General features: G+C 63.6%; 3 protein-coding genes. 2 read left to right on the top strand and 1 reads right to left on the bottom strand.

The genetic code is table 11. From position 1 onward, the window contains the following. The coding region (locus tag MCB86_RS05800; protein ID WP_239610279.1) for a tripartite tricarboxylate transporter substrate binding protein at positions 1-627 on the top strand (627 nt) is incomplete at its 5' end. A gap of 110 nt (positions 628-737) precedes the next feature. Here the strand turns inward: MCB86_RS05800 and MCB86_RS05795 are convergent. After that, positions 738-1,931: a CaiB/BaiF CoA-transferase family protein gene (locus MCB86_RS05795; RefSeq protein ID WP_045164049.1), complete on the bottom strand. Its 1,194-nt coding sequence runs from the start codon at positions 1,929-1,931 to the stop codon at positions 738-740. Positions 1,932-2,167: 236 nt separating this feature from the next. Here MCB86_RS05795 and MCB86_RS05790 point away from each other — a divergent pair. Then, positions 2,168-2,521 (top strand): tripartite tricarboxylate transporter substrate-binding protein (locus tag MCB86_RS05790; RefSeq protein ID WP_275589436.1); only part of this gene is annotated, 354 nt, incomplete at its 3' end.

The following is a 2,521-nucleotide window of genomic DNA, read 5'->3' as shown; positions in this document are numbered from 1 at the left end:
TTCATCCGCAACGTCATCGAGATTCCCAACGTCATGGTGGTGCCGGCGAGCAGCCCCTACCAAAGCGTCGAGCAATTCATCAAGGCAGCGAAAGACAAGGAGATGACCTTCAGCTCGGCCGGCGTTGGCAGCTCGATCCATATGTCCGGTGAGCTGTTCAAAGCCATGACCGGTACCAAGATGACCCACGTGCCTTTCCGCGGGAGTGGCGAGGCCCTGCCGGCGCTGCTCAGTGGCGATGTCGACGTGTCGTTCGAGAACATGCCGGCGGTGCTCGCGCACATCCAGTCCGGCAAGCTTCGGGCGCTGGCGGTGACCTCCGCCGAACCTTCTCCTTACCTGCCGGGTGTCGAGCCGCTGTCCAAGCTCGGTGCCAACCTGGGTCTAGGCGACTTCGTCACCACCGCCTGGTTCGGCCTGGTCGCCGATGACAGCATGCCGGACGAGGCCATCCAGACGCTGCAGAGCGCGCTGGACAAGCAGCTCGATAACGAGAGTTTCAAGGCATTCGTTGCCCAGCTCGGCGGTGAACTGGCGACTGAAGAAGGTGACGATTTCCGCGATTATGTCGCAGAGGACGTTAAACGCTGGCAGCGTGTCGCCGGGCAGGCACAGCTCGACCAATAAGATCGCAACGAGGACTCGCCGGCGCGTACGCGGCTGCAGCCTGCTTGGCGGGCCGGGCGACGCTCCGCTTCAATCCGAGCGGGTCGCCAGCCGGACTGCGCCGCCTGCGCTCAGCGAATAGCGCCAGCGGCACGCAGCTCGGCCAGCGCGGCCTCGCTCTTGCCCAGCACCCGGCCGAGCACGCTGTCGGTGTGCTGCCCATGCAACGGCGGTGCCTTCGGTGCAACGGTCGGCGTGCGCGACAGGCGCAACGGGCTGCGCACCATGCGCACTTCACCGGCGACCGGGTGTTCGGCGCTGATCACCAGGTCGCGATGGCGAGCGGTCTCCGACTCGAATGCCTGGGCCACATTTTTCACCTCGCCCACAGGAATCCCCTGCGCGCGCAATGCGCCGATCAACACCTCGTTGTTCCAGCCCGCAAAGGCGTCCTGCAGCATCGGGAGCAACACCTCGCGGTTCTCGGTACGGCTCTTGTTCTGGGTGAAGCGCGGGTCGCTATACAGCTCCGGTTGCTTCAGCACGTCCAGACACAGACGCCGGTACTGCTCGTCGTTGCCCACGGCCAGGGCGATGCTACCGTCGGCGGTATTGAACAGCTGATAAGGGACGATGCTGGCGTGGGCGTTGCCGTAGCGCTGCGGCACCTTACCGGTATTGAGATAGCCGGAGGCGATGTTGGCGAGGAAATGCAGTGCGCTGTCGGACAACGCGATATCCACCGACTGTCCCAGACCGGACTTCTCGCGCTCGTACAGCGCAGCGAGGATGCCTTGGACCGCATTCATACCAGTAACCAGGTCGATGAAGGCGACGCCCAGACGCATGGGCTCGCCGTCCTTATCGCCAGTGATCGACATGAAACCGCTCTCGGCCTGGATGATGAAGTCGTAACCGGGACGATTCTCCAGCGGATTGTCGCGCCCATAGCCGGTGATCGAGCAATGGATCAGCCGCGGATTGACCGCCGACAGCGCCGCGTAGTCCAACCCCAGGCGCTTGAGGCTCGCCGGCAGGAAGTTTTCCACCACCACGTCGGCGTGCGCCGCCAGCTCGAGGATCAGTTGGCGACCTTCCGGCTTGCGCAGGTCGACCGCCAGGCTCTGCTTGTTGCGATTGGCGCTGAGGTAATAGGTCGAGATCCCTTCCTTGGCCGGTGGCATCCAGCTGCGGGTATCGTCGCCGCCGTCCAGGCTCTCGATTTTCCAGACCTCGGCACCGAGATCCGCTAGCGCCATGGTCGACCAGGGGCCGGCGAGGATGCGCGTTAGATCCAATACTTTGATGCCCTGCAGAACGCTCACCGGCGCCTCCTCGTTAACGGACCGACAATCTGGGGAGTCGAAGTTGGCCCAAGCGGGTCGAAACCACAACCGGTGACAGGCGCAGTAGTGTTCGATAATCGAACACCATTTCAGTCCAGCGGAGGCTCGGCAGGGCGGGTTCCTTTATGGTGAATGCGTCCGAGCCGCTGTCTATGGCCCTATGCCAGCCAGCAATCGTCGGACGCCCACAACAATTACAAGACGGGATTTCTCCTATGGCTCTGACTCTCAAGCGCACCCTGCGCCTGCGCCTGCTTCTGCTGGGCACCATTCTCCCGCTCGCTTCCATTGCGGCTCAGGCGGCCGAATGGCCAACCGACACCGTTCGCCTGGTGGTGCCCTATGCGCCGGGCGGCACCACCGATGTCCTCTCGCGCAAGATCGCCGACCTGCTGCAGAAGGAAATCGGCACCGTCGTGGTGGAAAACCGTCCCGGCGCCGGCTCGACCATGGCTACCGGTCAGATGGCACGAGGCGGCCGTGGCAGCGACCACAGCATTCTCATGGCATCCCCCGGCCACACCATCGGCCCGGTGATCTACAAGAATCTGCCCTACGACCCGGTGAAG

Source organism: Pseudomonas sp. KSR10 (genome assembly GCF_022355455.1).
Classification (GTDB): domain Bacteria; phylum Pseudomonadota; class Gammaproteobacteria; order Pseudomonadales; family Pseudomonadaceae; genus Stutzerimonas; species Stutzerimonas stutzeri_E.
This window is presented reverse-complemented; position numbering and strand designations above follow the sequence as displayed.